The organism is Bradyrhizobium sp. P5_C12 (assembly GCF_054049735.1).
In genome coordinates, this window is record NZ_JBFULU010000011.1 from 32,338 (window position 1) to 48,728 (window position 16,391).

The window sequence follows — 16,391 nt, forward strand, 5'->3', positions numbered from 1 at the left end:
TCGCAGCAATCCTCGAGACCCCTGCCCGTCGCCCGACGGGCCGCGCGACACGGTTGCCAGCGCGAGATCCTCATCGACATCCGAAATTCAGGCGGCGTACCGCGCTTCTGCGCGCGTGGACCCGCACGCCTGCACGCGCAAAGGACCCATCGACATGACGACATCACCGAAACCCAAGACGGCGCCGATCGTCGCGACCGATCGCGCCGCGACCGCAACACTACCGCGGATCAAGCTCTTCGCGCGCGGATTTTCGATCGACCATCCCGACCCGCAAGCCGGCGAAATGCTGCTGGCCGAAGCGCTCGGCGCCGTCGACCGCGACGCGCTCGATGGGCTCCTGGCGCAGCTGGTGAAGGCCAGCGCGATCCGACAACGGCCCAACGCGGCCAATCTCGCCTTCATGATCTCGATGATGCGAAGCATCGCTCCGCGCGATTCCATCGAGGCCATGCTGGCGGCGCAGATGGTGTCCGTCCACGTGGCGGCGATGCGCAGCGCCTGCCGCCTCGCCTGCACCGAAGACATCGCGCAACAGGAAAGCGTCACGCGCGCCCTCGGCCGGCTCGCCCGCACCTTCGCGGCCCAGATCGAAGCGCTCAGCCGGCACCGCAACAATGGCGAGCGCGGGGTCACGGTGCAGAATTTGTCGGTGCAGGATGGAGGCAAGGCGATCGTTGGGAACGTTACGCAGCATGCGGGCGTCATCATTGCGGAGGCGGGTGCAGCAATGGATGGCAGGACGGTCACGGCGCGCGAAGCCTGCGAACGCGAGAGGTTCGAGGCAGGTCAAGGCGGCACCGCATGACCGGCGGCCACCCTCGCAACACCGGCTCTCTGCTGGCAAGCCCACGTTGCGGCGCCAAAACCCGTGACGGCGTCGCCTGCCGCGCGCCAGCAATGCACGGCAAGACGCGCTGCCGCATGCACGGCGGAGCGGAAGGATCCGGCGCCCCGCGAAGGAACCGGAATGCACGGAAGCATGGACTATTTACCAGGGCCGCGATCGCGGAACGAAGGCGGGTTCGGGCATTGTTGGATGCGGCGCGAAAGCTGCTGCGGGAGCTGTCGTGATTTCGCGATGGGCCAGAAGGCGACATGGCCGCGGTATATGAGTTGCCGACCGTCGGCGACAAACCCGGAGTGCACAATCGACTATTTCACGTTAAGCCCTGCCGACCGGACGACGACAGCGTACTTCTCAGTCTCGTCGGCGATGAATTTTGCGAACTCTGCGGGCGAACCGTGAATACTGCTTGCGCCGATCCCCGCGAGCCTCGACTTGATGGCGTCGTCATTGAGGGCTTCGTCGACCAAGCCATTCAGTTGACCGACAACGGCCATGGGTGTTCCCTTAGGCGCCCCGATTCCGAACCACGATCCGGCTTGATAGCCCTTCACGGTATCTGCTGCGACAGGCACATCCGGTAGGCTATCCGACCTTGCCGTTCCCGTAACGGCAAGCGGAACGAGCCTGCCGGCTCTGACATGCGCGATGGACGAGGGCATCGGATCAAACATCGCGTCGATACGGCCAGCCAGTAAATCTTCGAGCGCAGGCGTCGATCCAAGGTACGGCACAAGCGTCAAATCAACGCCAGCCATCGATTTGAACAGTTCGATTCCGATATGTTGGGGCGTCCCCACGCCGGCGAATCCGACCCTGAGTCTTCCGGGATTGGTCTTCGCGTAGCTGATAAACTCCATAACCGTCCTGGCCGGGACTGAAGGGTTCACTTCGATCACAAGCGGCACACTGTACAGGCCCGCCACCGCGACGATATCGCGCCCGAAATCAAAGTCGAGCGACTCGAAAAGTGTTGTGTTGATTGCATTCACGGGTCCGCAGACAAGAAGAGTGTACCCGTCAGGTGCTGCTCTGACGACTGATCTGGTCGCCGTGTTTCCGCTCTCGCCAGGCACGTTCTCGACGTCGATCGGTTGGCCCGAGCGTTTCGACAACCAGGCAGCAATAAGCCGACCGGCTATGTCGACTGGTCCTCCCGCGGGAAATCCCACGATGAGACGAACTCGCCGATGAGGATAGACCTGAGCTGCGGCGGCCCTTGGCAACGCCGCGGCAGAGAGTGCGGCCAATGCAGAACGCAGGAGTCGACGCCTCCGATGGTCCATATCGCGAGCCTCCAACCGGGATGTCTTGCCGCAATAACCCTTACGGACCAGCCAGGATATGATATGCTTGAAGCGATTGTGATACTTTTTGGGTATGGCAATGGACCTGCGACGTCTTCGCTATTTCATCGCGGTTGCAGAGGAAGGGCACATCACGCGGGCGGCAGAGCGGCTCGACATGCAACAGCCTCCACTGAGCCGTCAGATAAGCCTGATGGAGCGCGAGCTGAATGTTCAGCTTTTCCGACGGCTGCCTCGGGGCGTTGATCTAACCAGCGCGGGGCAGGCCCTGTTTCATGAAGCAAAAGCAATATTGTCCCAGCTCGATCGCGCGATCGAAACGACTCTGCGGACCGCTCGCGGCGAGCAAGGAAAGCTTGTCGTTGGTGTTGCCCCGACGGCCCCCTTCAATCCGCTCGTCCCCATCGCAATCCGGTCCTTCCGTGAAGCTTTTCCGCTCGTCTCTCTGACGCTGCAGGAAGGGCTCAGCAATGAGATTGTCCTTGATTTTGAACGCGACCAGATGGATGTCGCTTTCGTGCGCGCACGGAATGTCCACGCGGAGGGGATCGTCGTCGTGCCGCTTCAGGAGGAACCATTGGTGGTGGCACTTCCTGCCCGTCACTCACTCGCCAAAGCACGGTCGAAGCCCGCCCAGCTGAAGTGCCTCGCGGACGATCCGTTTATCATGATCGGACCGCCAGGGACTGGGTTGCATGACGAGACCATCGCCGCCTGCCGGGCAGCTGGCTTTGTTCCGCGCCTCGGCCAGCCGGCGCCGCGCATCACCTCGACCCTTGGCCTTGTCGCGGCTGGGCTCGGCATTGCTCTCGTACCATCAACAATGCAAAGCGCACGTATGACCGGCGTGGTGTACCGACGCTTGAAGAATCCCGTGCCCAAAGCCTTCCTCGGCTTGGCATGGCGGCGGAGCAATCAGTCGGCCGCACTCAAGAACTTTATCGATCTGGTCCGGGAGACGGCCAAGCGACGACCCCCGCCCTAACGCGCGTTTCCTGCTGCTCCTATGTCGATGAAGCCATTGGCTCGTTGGTTTTTCGAGGCGTTTTTTGCCCCGTGGCTCTTTAAGCTAAGGACCAACGCAACGCTGACCGATGGCTGAGCGACCCCAGCTTGCTCGCGAGCCAGAACTCTTATCCGCGAAATCGATGCTCGCGAAGTCGCGGCAACAAACTTGCCAAGCCACCCCGCGAACTGGCCCGACGACAGCCAAATGATCTCTTCAATCTCAGGAGGAAATTTTAGCAAACGCCTACTGGAGATTTCCGAGATTTTCCGATATGTTTCCAGATGGCGGGGGAAGACGTCGGGCTGCTTAGCGGCTCTCGACCCATGTCGAGTTTCTGATGCCGAGCTTAGTCGCAAGCATAGGTGGCGCCGCCCCTTCCGTCCCGGAGGCAGCGAAGCAGTCCACCAGCTTGATCGACCTGCTTCTGAGCGGTCGATGGGGTTGGGTCGCCATCATCGCGGCCGTTCTCATCGCGCAATGGCTCGCAATCAAGGCATATGAACAGCTCAACGCCACCTGGACCGTAAGACGAACTTTCGTCGAGACGACAACTCAAAGCGTCGCGGGACTCGCAACGACGCATTATTGGGCGCTCGCCAACGCGTCTGGCACGCTTGCCACTCTGCTTCTCAGCTATACGCGAATGATCGAGGCACATTGCTTCATCAACTATCACGACGAAACCGGGCTATCGCGCCGGTTGGACGACCTGAGTATCGAGACGGCAAATCTAACCTTTGCCCCGTTCGCACGCCTCGTCGTCCTCTTCGACCGTTTCCAGTTCCGGGGAAGCAACACCTATCTGCTGCCGCATCACGAGTCGGGCGAGACACTCCGCCGGCTGTACAACGCCTTCGTCAGCAATCTTCCCGAGACCGAGTTGCTGATGCTGATCCGTAAAGGCGTGGAAAAGCAACTCCTCTACGAGGCAAAGCCCCCAGCCGCGGATCCCGTCGGTCTCTACGGAACCTTTCTGGAATATCTCCCGAACCGCAACGAACAGCCCGAGCTGACGGAAGCGTACGAGAAATGGCGTATCTGGCTACAGGACGCATTGCCCAATGTCAGCGGCGCGGCGGAGGCGCTGCTCGCTTATTCGGAGTTGCTCTCGCACGAGCTGGCGGTGCTGAACGCGGTATTCTTCCGCGACAAGCCCGGCATTGCCACCCGGCTACGCGACAAGATCGTCAGCCCCGATAAGCCAATCTGGTGGCCGATCGCCAACGCGTGGGCAGCCGAGCGTTGGCCGTCGCTGCTGTCCACGCATGCGGTCGCTGCCGCCGCGCGTGCGTCGGCCTTGCCGAGGGATTTCGCACCGCTGAACTCCGGAACCCCCGTGCAGAAGCGTCCGGAATCGGTCCAGCAACTAAATCCGAAACAACCAAAGCCGGATCCGGGTGAAGAGGACATCTGACGTGGGGCCCTATGGGTAAGACAGATCACCAATCCCCGACGCAAGCCGGCACGCGCGACATCGGCTTGCTTGCGCAGATGCGTACCGCCCAGCACCGCCGGCTGGAACGGGCGACGATCGCCAGCCATCTCGGCAGGGAAGAGGCATTGAGCCCTTTCCGGGCCGCCGCGATCTTCGCCGCCATACGCCACTATGTAGCCGACCCGAAGGGTATCGTCGCCGCGGCCACGTCCGGAAGCGACCATCCTCCGGCTGGTTCACCTCTCGCACATGCGCTCCGGGCGCAGTCGCTCGCCGCGGCGGGCGATCATCACGGCGCGGCGTCCACCATGGCGGCTGCACTCCGCGCCATCGCCAAACGTGAAGCCCAGCCGGGAATAACCGCGGGCGAGGGCCGACACTATCGACTGCTCCTCGCACTTGGCGGAACATTCCTGCACAAACAGGCGCATCTCGCAGGTCTCAATGCGGTGGAGTGCTGGCCGGATATCTGCAAAGAAGACTTCGGTGCAAGGGCAGTCGAAGCTTTTCCCCTTGAGAGCTATCTGCAACTGGAACGTCACGAGCAGCTCTGCCGCGAGCGACGTTTTGACCAAGCCCTGCCGGCGCTCATGCAATGGCTCGCGATCGCTGCCCGTTCGCCCGAGGAAACGTCCTACGCCGCCATTCAGGCAGCGGTCGTCGCGCTCGGCATCCAGCCGACCGAACCTGGGCGAGATGCGTTCATCATCGCGGCGGAGCGCCTTCTCGAGAAGGGACTGGCCCCAGGCGAGCCGGACCAGAAGGAAATCGCACGAAACGGACAAGAGCAGGCGGCACGCGACGCGCGAGCCCGTCTCGCCTATTGGTTAGGGCGAGTACGGCTGGTAAAGGCCGAGATCCGCCCCGACGCTCCGCCGCGCGCCGTAGAGGCTTTCGAGGTCGCAAGGAAAACCAGCGATGCCCGCGAGGCCGATATCGCCAAGGGGTGGCTTCCGGAAGCAAGGCGTGTGGACGCATTCCATGTCTTTAGCAAGTCTCGGCGCGGTCCGCTGAACCTGCTGGACGCCTTCTTGAGCGAAGTTGACGCCGCACGCCTGCGACCGGTGTATTCGTCTGACGCGATGATCTCTCCACGACCTCGCTTGCGCCGATTCGTGCTCGATATTCCGACCGAATTGCTGGGTGACAAGCCGGATGAAATCGCCAGCGCCATCAGCGGCGAGGGAGCCGCGGCCGAGACACGTGGCACGATCGCAGAACTACGCTCGCGCTGGTGGCGACGCTACAGATTCCGACTTCCGGGCGGGCAGTGGCGTAAGACGGACGGCCCGATGCGGGTACTGATCGATGGGCAGCCGATCGGCACCTTCGTCGTCGCATCCACGAAAGACGTCGCTGACCAACTCGACGAAGCCCTCAGATTTCATCTGCACAAGCTGGTCGAGCCCGACATGGCCTCTGACCTCGGCGTAGAGGACTTCAAAGAGACAAGTTGGATGCCTCTGGTAAGACTGTTGCTCTCCGAGCAGACCAGCCTCCGAGCCAGGGAGGCTCTTCGCAAAGCCGTCAATTCAATCGAGACGCAAGGCACTACAGTTATCGAAGCGGCAGGCAGGTATCGTCTCGATCCCGCCGTGCGCCCCCTGCTGTGGGGGGCGAAACACGCTCACATGCAACTGGATGACGTCCTTCCCCAGGCGGAGGACAGGCTGCTCGCCTGTACGGGCACGGACCAAATGCTAGTCGTGCCAAACGAGCTTTCGGAAGATATCATCACGGCAATCAAGAAGCGGAACGAACTCGGCCCGACACCGGACTCGTTTTCGGGAACCATCCGTCCTGCCGGAACGGTCGCAGCTGAGCAGGGCGTCCGCGAAGCGACCCAACACAGCACTTACAGTGCCGTCGAAAGGGCGATTGTCGTCAAGCATCAACGAATCCGACCGTGGCTGAGAATCCTGATCGCGCAGGATCCGCTACTATTGAAAATGCCGGTTCTCACCGAGGAAGAAGTCGCGGCATGACGGCCAGACCGCAGATCGACGTACATGGTCCGTCAGCCGAAGCGCCGGCTTTCAGAGCCCGCCTCGATCAGTACGCTGCCGAATTGGCCGAGGATCTCTGCATTGACAGGCCAACGCTCTCGTTTCGCGAGACCTCGCGGGACGAACGGCACGTCGTGATCGCCAACCAGAGCCGGCCGGTTGCGGCGCAACGCTGGTCGCCGGGCGCGCCCGACCCGCTTGCCGACGCTGAAGCGGCTGCAGCCGCGCTTTTTCGTCACCGTTGGCTTCTCCTTGAGCCGGCCCTCGCCGAATGCGGCGTGCCTTACCGCCCGGCGTTGCGCCAGGCCGCCGATGCCGGATTGACGCTGAGCGAGCTGATCGACCTTGATGACACCCAGCCTTCGGAGGACGGCCTGCTTTGGGAGGCCGCCGAACTCCATCCCCCCACTCTCGGCTTCATACATGGAGAGGTCGACCTGCCGCACGAACAGCTTCTCACTGCGGTGAAGAATGGCGCGGAAATGGCGGCCGATCTGCTTGGCTTTGAAGTGCCGGTGCCGGCCCTCACAGCCGACGCGGAGCTGGCTCCTTCGCGCTTTCGTCTAAGGCTGCGCAAGATACGCGGACCGATTGAGCCCGATCCGATCGACAGCGACGCGGCAGCGGTTGGACGGGTGACAAGAGCGGCCTACATGAGGATCGGACCGCAGTTGCTCGATGGCAAGGTTCTGCTGTCGCGGTTGCTCGATCCAGAGGCTGTGCAACCGGATTACGCACGAAAGGCCCTGAGACGCATACCCACGATTCTGCGGGTCGTCGAGGTCGTGCGGCCGCTCCTGTCAGAAGGATATGTGCTCATCGACGCTGTGCTATTCTGCGAGGCGATCCTCGCGTCCGAGCGCTCAGCCGAACCCGGCGAGGCACTGGGCCATGGAAAGATTCTCGTGCTGCCCGGGCCTTTGAAACCGCCCGGCAGAACTGCACAGGCCGAGGACGCTCTCAGTGCCCACATTCGCGCAGCGCTCGTCGCCGCCTCGCTGCGGGTGCGAGCGAATTGGAGCGGCGAGCAAACCAGAATCTCGGCCGTGGTGCTCGCTCAGCAGACGCTCGATGTGTTGCGGCACAGCGAGCCTTTGGGTCAAGCCTGGGTGAACAGGTTGGCGGATCGGATCTTTGCCGTCGCAACGGGCGAAGCGGATGTGTTGCTGGTGCCTGAGGACGTCAGGAAGGCCGTACGCAGTCTGCTTGCCGATCGAATTACCGGCCTTCCCATCATCGGTCCTCTGGAATGCCCCGAGGGGATTGAGCTAATGAAGCGGGGCAAGGGGATCGCCATACCGCCGGAGACACGCAAATGATCGAACCTCCCAGGCTCCCGTACTTTCAAGAGCGCGGATGGGAACTTCGCTGGCAGCTCACCGCGATCGAACCTGTCGAAACTTCGATAGACCTGCAAGGCGCGCCGCTTCAACCTGCACCGCGTACCAATGTCGTGGTCAGCAGATCTCCCACGAACAAGGAAACAGCAAACGCCGCCGCGATGGACTTCCTGGAGCAAACCAAGCAGGCCGTCCCAGGAATTAAGCAAACGGTCTTGCCGGACGTGACGTTTGCCGATGGCGTTCAAGGCGCTGCGTTGGAGGTGACTTTCCTGGCCACTTCCGACGTCACCCTTTGGCAGCGGCATTTCTTCCGGCTGGATCCAGACGGTATGACGCAATTGGTCCTTACTTGCGAGTCTCGCCTGAGCGACGAGGAGAAGGAAGAGCTGACAACCCATGTTCTCGGCTTCACCGTGAAACCACCCTCGCCCGCAGGATGAGTTGCACGGCGTTCGCCGTCTGTCACATCTTCTTGACGGGGGTCGCGATGTTGCAGGCCAGAATCGCGGTGCATTTAACCGCCGCTGCCGCGCTGTCTCCGCGGTCACTTCGCGCCTGGCGGCGGTGGAACGTTGTTCGCGTTCCGAAAACAAACGACGCTTTCTGTATTTGAACGACAAGATGCGCCAGATCGCGAGTATGGCATCACGGCGAGCTTGTTCAGCGCGCGATGTCGATCCACATCCAACCGCACCGGCAGCCGATGCGCCGGCTCATGATGGAGATCGACTATGACCGGACTTAAACTTCTCGCTGCCGTGGCCTTGTTGTCGGGCCTGACCGCAAGCGCCGCCTACGCGCAATCCGGCTTTGCGAGCAGCCACCCGGATACTTACGAGGCCGAGAATCCCAATCGCAACCTGAATGGCACACTGACGCCGGCGGGTCGGATGGGCCTCGAATTGCCGGATGGCGCAGCTCCTGTGCAAGGTTTCGACAACGCTCGCGCTCGCATGGACAGCGCGATGTCACGTTCCTGCGCGGAGCGTTATCGATCCTACGATCCGGCAACGGGCACCTACCTCGGTGACGACGGAAGCCGCCATCCTTGCAACTAAGGCAAGGCCGCAAATCACCGGATCAAGCGGACATTTCCGAGTGGATGGCCCGCAGGTCCGGTTGGATTCGAGACGCCGCCGAGATGGCGTCTCGAATCTTCCCGGATATGTTGCTGGTTGCGGCTAACCGGTGCGCGACGGTCAGCCTTGGTCCGATGACGCGGATCGCGGCTAGTGACACGGATAGGCCTTCTTCAGAAGCTGCAGCAGCGGCATGACGATGATGGTGTCGTCCGGATAAGTCGTCTGCTTCTCGGCCCAGTCCGAAAGCAAATGAGCCGCCTCCTCGTGGCTGACAAACCCGCCTTCCTTGCAAAACAGCTTGACGGGGGCCGCGATGTTGTAGGCCAGCAGTGCGTCCATCGCGCCCGCCAGATAGATGTCATTCAGAATCCGTAGCCTTTCATTTTCCGGATGCAGATAACTCTTCAGTCTCAGGGTCTGTGCATTTGCCCCAGAAGACAGAAGCACGCCCAATACGATCACTGCGATGCGGACCATTCGTCAGCCTCCCCCCTTGTCCGATCTCCGTCGCGCGTTCCTGACCCCGGCAACGTCATAGGCGCGGAGGCGCGCAGACGTTGCGAGCGAACGCGGCGCGGCCGGCGCCGTGGTCGGCGCCGGCCGTCACTCACGCTGTCGCCGCTACTGCGAGCGGTCCGAGGTCCACCCCTTGTACTCCCCGACATTGTCGCGCGTCACGAGTTTCGACGGCAGCAGCTCGACGGTGGACCCGGGCTTCTGGCCGTTGAGGATGCCGACGCCGACCTGCACGGCGCGGCGGGCCATGAAGAACGGGTCCTGCGAGGCGGAAGCCTGGATCTGCTGCGACTGCGGATCCTTGAGCGCGGCTTCGATGTCGGGCGCGCCGTCGACCGCGGTGATCACGATGCCGGTGCGCTGCTGCTGGCGCGCCGCAAGGTCGGTGCCGATCGCCTGCGGATCGTTGATGGCGAAGATGGCGTCGATCTTGGCAAAGCGGGTCAGATAGCCCTGCGCCACCGTCAGGCCGCCTTCGCGCGAGCCCTTGCCGTCCTGGTCGTTGGACAGCACCTTGATGCCGGGGTTCTTGCCGAGCACGTTCTTGCAGCCGACGACGCGGTCGATCACCGCGGAGACATGCGGGCCGTTCTCGATGATGACATCGCCTTTGCCCCCGAGCTTGTCGACGATGTACTGGCAGGAGATCTCGCCGGCCTGGACGTTGTTGGTGGTGACCGTGGCGTCGGCGCCTTCGGCCGCGGTGTCGACGGCCACGACGACGATGCCGGCGGCCTGCGCCTTCTTGATCGCAGGGCCAACCGCCTTGGGATCGCCGGGATTGAGCAGGATCAGGTCGACGCCGGCGGCGATGAAATTGTCGATCTGGGTGACCTGCTTGCCGAGGTCGTATTCGAAGCCGACCGTGGTGATCTTGACGTTGGGGTTGGTCTTCCTGGCCTCGAACTCGGCGCCCTTCGACAACGCGACGAAGAACGGATTGCCGAGCGAGCCCAGCGAAATGCCGATCGACTTGAGCTCCTTGGCGCAGGACGGCGCGGCGCTCAGGACGAGCGCCATGGCGGCGCCGGCAAACGAGATCGTCTTCAACATTGGCTTCCTCCCTGGTCTGTTTGAAGCTCCGACACGACGACCAGTTGTCGTGACGGATCTATGGTTTTACGTGCGCGCCGAGCCCTGCAGCCGATAGCGGTCCAGCGCCACCGCGCCGATGATCACCAGGCCCTTGATCACATATTGCCAGACGTCGGACACGCCGATCAGGATCAGGCCGTTCGACAACACCGCGATGATCAGCGCGCCGACCAGCGTGCCCCAGATCGAGCCGATGCCGCCGACGAAGGAGGTGCCGCCGAGGATCACGGCGGTGATGGCGTCGAGCTCGTAGGACTGGCCGAGCTGGAGGCCGTTGGCGGCGTAGAGACGCGCCGCCTGCATGGCGCCGCCGAGGCCCGCGAGCAGGCCGGAGACGCCATAGACGAAGATCAGCACGGCCCAGACCTTGATGCCGGCGAGCCGCGCGGCGCTCTCGTTGCCGCCGACCGCATAGATGTGCACCCCGAGCACGGTGCGCTTCAGCACCAGCCACGACACCAGGATGACCAATAGCGCGATCACCCAGAGCCAGGGTATCGACACGACGCCGGGAATGAGCGTCAGGGCGCCGTTGCCGATGAAGGCATAGGGGATCGACGGATTGAACACCGTGGTGTCGGCGCCGAGCAGGCGCGCCGCGCCGCGCACGGCGGTCAACGATCCCAGCGTGACGATGAAGGGCGGCAGCCGCAACAGCGCGATCAGGCCGCCATTGAGGATGCCGAACACGGCGCCGGTGAGCACCGCGGCCGGCAGCCAGAGCCATCCGAAATCGGGGAATTTGGAAATGATCAGCCCGGCCATCGCCGACGCCGCCAGGATGGAGCCGACCGAGAGGTCGATGCCGCCGGTGAGGATGACGAAGGTCATGCCCGCGGCCAGCACGGTGTTGACCGCGGACTGCTGCACCACGATGCCGATGTTCTGGCCGGTGAAGAAGCGGCCGTCCGACAGCACATGAAAGCCGATGCACAGGAGCAGCAACACCGGCAGCATGCCGACCGCGCGAATGATCATCCGCGTGCGTTGCCGCTTGGTCTCCTGTGCGGCGGCCAGCCCGGGCGCGGCCGGGGCGGCCTTGGCGGAAGCGCCGTTCTCAGGCATCGAGCTGCTCCGTTCCGGTGGCAAGGGCCATGATCTCCTCCTGGCTGAGCGGCGCCGCACCCCTCCGCATCTGGCCGGCAATGTGCCCCGCGCGCATCACGATGACGCGGTCGCAGATGCCGATGATCTCGGGCAGGTCGGACGAGATGACGAGAACCGCGGTTCCTGACTTCGCGAGGTTGTCGATGATCGAATAGATCTCGGATTTGGCGCCGACGTCGACGCCGCGCGTCGGCTCGTCGAGGATGAGGATCTTCGGGCCGATCGCCAGCAGCCGCGACAGCAGCACCTTCTGCTGGTTGCCGCCCGAGAGCCCGCCGGCGGGAACGCCGACATTCGCGGCGCGGATGCCGAGCCCCGTGAACGCACGCTTGGCGCGGTCGCGGGCCTTGTCGCGGTCGAGGATGCCGCCGAACTTCGCGTCGCGGCCGAGCACCGCGAGATTGATGTTGTCGAGGCAGGACATGTCGAGGAACAGGCCGAGCGCCTTCCTGTCCTCGGTGAGATAGGCAATGCCCGCATCCAGCGCCTCGCCGGGCGTGCGGATCGAGACCGCGCGGCCCTCGATCTCGACATGGCCCGAGATCATGGGCGCGGCGCCGATGATGAGATGCGCAAGCTCGGTGCGGCCGGCGCCGACCAGGCCGGCAAGGCCGACGACCTCGCCCGCATGCACCGTCAGCGAACAGCCCTTGACCCGCCGCCCGTCGGCGATGTCGACGGCGGCGAGCACGGGCGCGCCCGGCCGTGCCTGCGGATCATGGTCCTTCTTGTAGAAGGACGAGACGTCGCGTCCCACCATCATCCGCACGATGGCGTCGGCGCGGATCTCGGGCTTGTCGAGCGAACCGACCAGCGTACCGTCGCGCAGCACCGTGACGCGGTCGCCGAGCGCATAGACCTCGTCCATGCGATGCGAGATGTAGATGATGGCAAGACCTTCGGCGCGCAGCTGGCGGATCAGGGCGAACAGCCTTTCGCTCTCGCCGGCCGACAGCGCCGTGGTCGGCTCGTCCATGATCAGGATCTTCGAGCGGGCGTGCAGCGCACGGGCGATCTCGACCAGCTGGCGCTGACCCATCGAGAGATTGGCGACCAGGGTCTGCGGCGTGAAATCCGCGCCGAGCCGCGCCAGGATCGGTCCGACGCCGGCCTGCATCGCCTCGCGCGCCAGCAATCCGCCGCGGGAGAGCTCGCGGCCGAGATAGATATTCTCGGCGACGCTCAGATTGGGCGCGAGCGAAAGTTCCTGATAGATGATGGCGATGCCGGCCGCGCGGCCGCCGAGCGGGCCGTTGATCTGCACCGGCTGGCCGTCGATGCGGATCTCGCTGCCCGGATCGGGCCGGTAGGCACCCGACAGGATCTTCATCAGCGTGGATTTGCCGGCGCCGTTCTCGCCCATCAAGGCGTGGATCTCGCCCGGATAGACGGTGAGGTCGACGTCGCGCAGCGCCTTGATGCTGAAGAACGATTTGGAGACCCGGCGCATCTCGAGGATGGGCTCGCTCATCACACCTCCCCGACGCGCCGACGGCGGCATCGCATCTCATCCGCGTCTCGTTTGGTCCCTGGCGCGAATGCGCGCATTAAACAAAAGGCTGCGGCGCAGGGCAATCCCTCCCGCGCGCTCGCGAACCGCCGGGAGCGGATTTATCTTTTTGGGACGGAACCGATGTTCGGACGCGATGCCTTTTCTTCGCCACATCATCGCGCACCATCCTTGCGCCGGATCGGATCGCGGTCAGCGCCGCGGCCGGTACAGACGGCGCCATTCCGGAAGCCGCGCGGCATAGGCTTGCGCAAGCGCGGGCTCGGGCTCGAACGTCTCGACGCGCTGCGGCGCGGTGCAGACGGCGTCGATCGCCTCCCCGGTGACCGCGAGGCGCCCGAGACGCGCCGCGCCGAACGCAGCGCCGGTTTCGCCATCGGCAAAGCGATGCACCGGGATGTTCAGGACATTGGCCAGCACCGACAGCCAGAACCGCGACCGCGAGCCGCCGCCGATGACATCCGCCTCCGCGATCGCCAGTCCGGTCTCGGCCAGCACGTCCCGGCAATCCGCAAGCGCGAAGGCAACGCCTTCGAGCACGGCTTGCACGATCGCGTCACGATCGGTGGCGTGACCGAGCCCATCGAGCATGCCGCGCACATCCGGGTCATCGTGCGGGGTGCGCTCGCCGGAGAGGTACGGCAGGAAGCTGACGGGCGACGGCGCCTGCGGGCGCAACCCGAGCGGCGCCAGCAGCTCGGCCTCGGACGCCCCCAACAGCCGCGCGATCCAGGCCAGGCACGATGCCGCCGAGAGAATCGCGCCGGCCTGAATCCACCGGCCGGGGACGGCGTGGCAGAAGGTGTGCACGACCCGCTCCGGATTGGCCGCGATCGTCCGGGTCGGCACCAGCAGCGCGCCGGAGGTTCCGAGCGAAATGAAGGCCGCGCCGGGGTTGATGGCGCCGATGCCGACGGCGCCCGCCGGATTGTCGCCGGCGCCGCCGGCGATCATCGGCCGCCTGGCCATGCCCCAGCGCTGCGCCAGCTCGCTGCGCAGCCGCGCCGCTGGGGCGCAGCCCTCGACCAGACGCGGCATCTGCCGGCGCGACAGCGCGGTCGCGGCGAGCCCCTCATCCGACCAGTCGCGGCGCGCCACATCGAGCCACAGCGATCCCGAGGCGTCCGAGACATCCTCGATCGCCTCGCCGGTCAGCACCAGGCGCAGATAGGCCTTGGGCAGCAGCACGAGTCTTGTCGCCGCGAAGATCTCCGGCTCGTGCCTCGCAACCCACACCAGTTTCGGTGCCGTGAATCCCGGCATCGCCTTGTTGCCGGTCGTCGCCCGCAATGCGGGCCAGCGCTGCTCCAGCTCGGCGCATTCCGCGACAGACCGTCCGTCATTCCAGAGAATGCAGGGCCGGAGCGGCGTGAGACCGGCATCGAGCAGCGTTGCGCCGTGCATCTGGCCCGACAGGCCGATGCCCTCGACCGCGGCCAGCTCGCGCGCGTGATCGGCCTTCAGCGCGTCCAGCGCCGCAAATGTCGCCTCGATCCACTGCGCCGGGTCCTGTTCGCAATGGCCGGGACGCGGCGTGCTGACCGTCAGCGGCCGGCTGCGGCTCGCCACCACGCGCTGCGCGTCGTCGACGAGAACGGTTTTGACGGCCGACGTGCCGAGATCGATGCCGAGATACATGATGCCACTCGCCTTTGCGCGCCGGCGACATTGCGGACAGGGAGCGATGATTTCAAGCCGTCTGCCGTGGAGCTCGATCACGGAACAGCCCGCACCATCGCTGCGTAGGCTCGCCACCATCATCCCAAATTTGCAAGGCCGGCCTGCGTGCGCTGTCGCCGCCTCCCCCGCCATTGGCACGGCCTCCCCGATCGTGTAACGCCACCTCAAAAGCTGATCGGGACGGGACGCTGATGGGGACCGCTGGCACCAACGACGCGGGAGATGGCACGCGTGCGCTGATCTTTGCGCTGGTCGCGCTCGCCTGCGGCCACATGCTGTCGACATTGCTGCGCACCATTCCGGCCATCAGCCTCGATCTGATGGCGGCGGATTTCCGCATCGAGCCGCAGGCGCTGGCGAGCCTCACCTCGGTCTATCCCTTCGCCTTTGCCGCTGCGCAGATCCCGGTCGGCGCGGCGATGGATCGGTTCGGCGTGCGCCCGGTGTCGCTCGGCCTGCTCGGCGGGACCGTGTTCGGCGCGATCGCCTCGGGATTTGCGACCGGGCCGGAGAGCTTTGCGGTCGGGCAGTTGCTGCTGGGAGTTGCCACCTCGGGCATGCTGATGTGCCCGATGACGCTGGCGGCCAAGCAATTGTCGGCGGCGCGCTTCGGGCTGTGGTCGGGCGCGATCCTGTCAATCGGTAATATCGGCATGCTGTTGTCGTCGAGCCCGCTCGCCTTCGTGGTCGATCATTATGGCTGGCGCGCCGGATTCCGGATCTCGGCCCTCGGCGGCCTTGTGGTCGCGCTCGCCGTGTTCGCGCTGGTGCCGAAGCAGCCGGCCGAGCACAAGGACGCCTCCTCGCCGCTGTCGCAGATGATCGAGGTGCTGCGGCTCGGCCTGTCGCGGCCGCTGCGCGGCCTGATCGCGCTGGCGCTGGTGTCGCTGGCGACCACGCTGGTGCTGCGGGGCCTGTGGGGCGGACCGTGGCTGATGCAGGTCAAGGGACTGTCGCGGGTCGAGGCCGGCAACCAGCTTGGCGCGTTCACGCTTGCGATGATCGCGGGTCCCCTTTGCATCGGCATGATCGATCGCAGGCTTGGCCACCGCCGCGAGCTGGTGGCGGGCACGCATCTGGTCGGGGCGCTGCTGCTCGCGCTGATGGCGCTGGGCGCGCCGCACTACGCCGTCTCCGCGCTGTTCGGCGTCGCCGTGATGCCGCCGCAATACGATCTGGTGCTGTTCGTGCTGATTGGGCTTGCGACCTCCGCGCAGCCGCTGCTGTTCGGCATGTCGCGGCAGCTGGTCGACGCGCAAGTTGCGGGCAAGGCGCTCGCCGCGATCAACCTCGCCTTCTTCCTCGGCGCGGCCCTGATGCAGTCGATCACCGGCGCGGTGGCGGCGCTCGCGGGGCTGCCGGCAGTGCTGCTGTTCATGGCGGCGGCGCTCCTTTCCGGCACACTGATCTTCCTGGCGTATACGCGGACCGCGTGAAGCAGCCTCGTACAACAG

The 16,391-nt window shown here is 64.6% G+C and carries 15 protein-coding genes; 9 read left to right on the forward strand and 6 right to left on the reverse strand.

All coding sequences use genetic code 11. The annotated features are described in order from the left end of the window. The first annotated feature begins 154 nt into the window (after positions 1 to 154). Together ACXJMY_RS12745 and ACXJMY_RS12750 are read left to right on the forward strand one after the other, a co-directional pair. Positions 155 to 808, forward strand: coding sequence for a hypothetical protein (locus tag ACXJMY_RS12745; RefSeq protein WP_456619685.1), 654 nt, complete (start codon positions 155 to 157; stop codon positions 806 to 808). After that, positions 805 to 1,074 carry an HGGxSTG domain-containing protein gene (locus ACXJMY_RS12750; RefSeq protein ID WP_456619686.1) on the forward strand — a complete coding sequence of 90 codons (270 nt, stop codon included), beginning with the start codon at positions 805 to 807 and terminating at the stop codon, positions 1,072 to 1,074. The genes ACXJMY_RS12745 and ACXJMY_RS12750 overlap by 4 nt, the downstream gene beginning before the upstream one ends. An 81-nt stretch (positions 1,075 to 1,155) precedes the next feature. On the opposite strand, the gene ACXJMY_RS12755 is transcribed toward ACXJMY_RS12750, so the two are convergent. Next, positions 1,156 to 2,133: a Bug family tripartite tricarboxylate transporter substrate binding protein gene (locus ACXJMY_RS12755; RefSeq protein WP_456619687.1), complete on the reverse strand. Its 978-nt coding sequence runs from the start codon at positions 2,131 to 2,133 to the stop codon at positions 1,156 to 1,158. 100 nt (positions 2,134 to 2,233) lie between these two features. Here ACXJMY_RS12755 and ACXJMY_RS12760 point away from each other — a divergent pair, with 100 nt between their 5' ends. The 6 genes from ACXJMY_RS12760 to ACXJMY_RS12785 all read left to right on the forward strand — a co-directional run bounded on the left by ACXJMY_RS12760 (position 2,234) and on the right by ACXJMY_RS12785 (position 9,005). Beyond that, complete coding sequence (locus ACXJMY_RS12760) at positions 2,234 to 3,139, forward strand: LysR family transcriptional regulator (protein ID WP_456619688.1); 906 nt, start codon at positions 2,234 to 2,236, stop codon at positions 3,137 to 3,139. Between the two features lie 433 nt (positions 3,140 to 3,572). After that, positions 3,573 to 4,577 carry a hypothetical protein gene (locus ACXJMY_RS12765; RefSeq protein WP_456619689.1) on the forward strand — a complete coding sequence of 335 codons (1,005 nt, stop codon included), beginning with the start codon at positions 3,573 to 3,575 and terminating at the stop codon, positions 4,575 to 4,577. A gap of 11 nt (positions 4,578 to 4,588) precedes the next feature. Further along, the gene (locus ACXJMY_RS12770) at positions 4,589 to 6,583 is read left to right on the forward strand and encodes a hypothetical protein (protein ID WP_456619690.1); all 1,995 of its coding nucleotides are present in this window, start codon (positions 4,589 to 4,591) and stop codon (positions 6,581 to 6,583) included. Next, positions 6,580 to 7,923, forward strand: coding sequence for a hypothetical protein (locus ACXJMY_RS12775; RefSeq protein ID WP_456619691.1), 1,344 nt, complete (start codon positions 6,580 to 6,582; stop codon positions 7,921 to 7,923). Before ACXJMY_RS12770 ends, ACXJMY_RS12775 begins: the two co-directional genes overlap by 4 nt. Next, positions 7,920 to 8,387 (forward strand): hypothetical protein, encoded by a 468-nt coding sequence (locus tag ACXJMY_RS12780; RefSeq protein WP_456619692.1) that lies wholly within the window; start codon positions 7,920 to 7,922, stop codon positions 8,385 to 8,387. Before ACXJMY_RS12775 ends, ACXJMY_RS12780 begins: the two co-directional genes overlap by 4 nt. 291 nt (positions 8,388 to 8,678) lie before the next feature. Next, a complete protein-coding gene (locus ACXJMY_RS12785) occupies positions 8,679 to 9,005 on the forward strand; it encodes a BA14K family protein (protein ID WP_456619693.1) in 327 nt (108 codons plus the stop codon). Between the two features lie 171 nt (positions 9,006 to 9,176). Here ACXJMY_RS12785 and ACXJMY_RS12790 read toward each other — a convergent pair whose 3' ends face one another. The 5 genes from ACXJMY_RS12790 to xylB all read right to left on the reverse strand — a co-directional run bounded on the left by ACXJMY_RS12790 (position 9,177) and on the right by xylB (position 14,895). Continuing rightward, positions 9,177 to 9,506 (reverse strand): hypothetical protein, encoded by a 330-nt coding sequence (locus ACXJMY_RS12790; protein WP_456619694.1) that lies wholly within the window; start codon positions 9,504 to 9,506, stop codon positions 9,177 to 9,179. Between the two features lie 144 nt (positions 9,507 to 9,650). Further along, positions 9,651 to 10,598, reverse strand: a complete 948-nt coding sequence (locus ACXJMY_RS12795) for an ABC transporter substrate-binding protein (RefSeq protein WP_456619695.1) — start codon at positions 10,596 to 10,598, stop codon at positions 9,651 to 9,653. Between the two features lie 66 nt (positions 10,599 to 10,664). Continuing rightward, complete coding sequence (locus tag ACXJMY_RS12800; RefSeq protein WP_456619696.1) at positions 10,665 to 11,705, reverse strand: ABC transporter permease subunit; 1,041 nt, start codon at positions 11,703 to 11,705, stop codon at positions 10,665 to 10,667. Further along, positions 11,698 to 13,218, reverse strand: a complete 1,521-nt coding sequence (locus ACXJMY_RS12805; RefSeq protein WP_456619697.1) for a sugar ABC transporter ATP-binding protein — start codon at positions 13,216 to 13,218, stop codon at positions 11,698 to 11,700. Before ACXJMY_RS12805 ends, ACXJMY_RS12800 begins: the two co-directional genes overlap by 8 nt. A gap of 231 nt (positions 13,219 to 13,449) precedes the next feature. Continuing rightward, complete coding sequence (xylB, locus tag ACXJMY_RS12810; RefSeq protein ID WP_456619698.1) at positions 13,450 to 14,895, reverse strand: xylulokinase; 1,446 nt, start codon at positions 14,893 to 14,895, stop codon at positions 13,450 to 13,452. 233 nt (positions 14,896 to 15,128) lie between these two features. Between xylB and ACXJMY_RS12815 the strand changes: the two genes are divergently transcribed. Continuing rightward, a complete protein-coding gene (locus ACXJMY_RS12815; RefSeq protein ID WP_456619699.1) occupies positions 15,129 to 16,373 on the forward strand; it encodes an MFS transporter in 1,245 nt (414 codons plus the stop codon). Positions 16,374 to 16,391 lie beyond the last annotated feature (18 nt).

Excerpts from the sequence above, each read along its gene's own strand:
- xylB (WP_456619698.1), bottom strand. The coding sequence starts at position 14,895 with ATGTATCTCGGCATCGATCTCGGCACGTCGGCCGTCAAAACCGTTCTC.
- ACXJMY_RS12795 (WP_456619695.1), bottom strand. The coding sequence starts at position 10,598 with ATGTTGAAGACGATCTCGTTTGCCGGCGCCGCCATGGCGCTCGTCCTG.
- ACXJMY_RS12805 (WP_456619697.1), bottom strand. The coding sequence starts at position 13,218 with ATGAGCGAGCCCATCCTCGAGATGCGCCGGGTCTCCAAATCGTTCTTC.
- ACXJMY_RS12815 (WP_456619699.1), top strand. The coding sequence starts at position 15,129 with ATGGGGACCGCTGGCACCAACGACGCGGGAGATGGCACGCGTGCGCTG.
- ACXJMY_RS12785 (WP_456619693.1), top strand. The coding sequence starts at position 8,679 with ATGACCGGACTTAAACTTCTCGCTGCCGTGGCCTTGTTGTCGGGCCTG.
- ACXJMY_RS12755 (WP_456619687.1), bottom strand. The coding sequence starts at position 2,133 with ATGGACCATCGGAGGCGTCGACTCCTGCGTTCTGCATTGGCCGCACTC.
- ACXJMY_RS12775 (WP_456619691.1), top strand. The coding sequence starts at position 6,580 with ATGACGGCCAGACCGCAGATCGACGTACATGGTCCGTCAGCCGAAGCG.
- ACXJMY_RS12800 (WP_456619696.1), bottom strand. The coding sequence starts at position 11,705 with ATGCCTGAGAACGGCGCTTCCGCCAAGGCCGCCCCGGCCGCGCCCGGG.
- ACXJMY_RS12780 (WP_456619692.1), top strand. The coding sequence starts at position 7,920 with ATGATCGAACCTCCCAGGCTCCCGTACTTTCAAGAGCGCGGATGGGAA.
- ACXJMY_RS12760 (WP_456619688.1), top strand. The coding sequence starts at position 2,234 with ATGGACCTGCGACGTCTTCGCTATTTCATCGCGGTTGCAGAGGAAGGG.
- ACXJMY_RS12770 (WP_456619690.1), top strand. The coding sequence starts at position 4,589 with ATGGGTAAGACAGATCACCAATCCCCGACGCAAGCCGGCACGCGCGAC.
- ACXJMY_RS12745 (WP_456619685.1), top strand. The coding sequence starts at position 155 with ATGACGACATCACCGAAACCCAAGACGGCGCCGATCGTCGCGACCGAT.
- ACXJMY_RS12790 (WP_456619694.1), bottom strand. The coding sequence starts at position 9,506 with ATGGTCCGCATCGCAGTGATCGTATTGGGCGTGCTTCTGTCTTCTGGG.
- ACXJMY_RS12750 (WP_456619686.1), top strand. The coding sequence starts at position 805 with ATGACCGGCGGCCACCCTCGCAACACCGGCTCTCTGCTGGCAAGCCCA.